Raw genomic sequence first — 393 nt, 5'->3', positions numbered from 1 at the left:
AATATGGAGAGGCTGTAAAACAGTTCAAGATAACTGAACTTCCAAGTGAAGGTACTTTATATCTAATTGTTCACAAAGGTGAAATAATAATTGATAAAGAAGGAAACCCTCATACTGTAACAGAAGATACAAAAATTGAGATTACTGAAGGACAAATTGTATCTTTAGCAAATGTTGCAGCAGGTAATGTTGTTTATGAACCAAAAGAAAATAGTGATGCTGATACAAGTTTTAAATTCCAAATTGGTGATGAGAATGGAAACTTTAAAGATGTTGAATATACAACAGATATAGAAGTAATAGCAGTTGCAGATGCACCAGAAGTAAGTATTGATGTAAAAATTGCAGGTGAAAAAACTACAACTGTAGATAATAATGGTGGAAATAATGGAT

Annotated in this window: 1 protein-coding gene; it reads left to right on the top strand. The window is 31.0% G+C overall.

The features are described 5' to 3' along the window. Positions 1 to 393: hypothetical protein (locus CRV02_RS14980; RefSeq protein WP_164969038.1), on the top strand; the 393-nt coding region annotated here is incomplete at both ends.

This window comes from Arcobacter sp. CECT 8989 (genome assembly GCF_004116715.1).
In the GTDB taxonomy this organism is placed as follows: domain Bacteria; phylum Campylobacterota; class Campylobacteria; order Campylobacterales; family Arcobacteraceae; genus Halarcobacter.
This window is presented reverse-complemented; position numbering and strand designations above follow the sequence as displayed.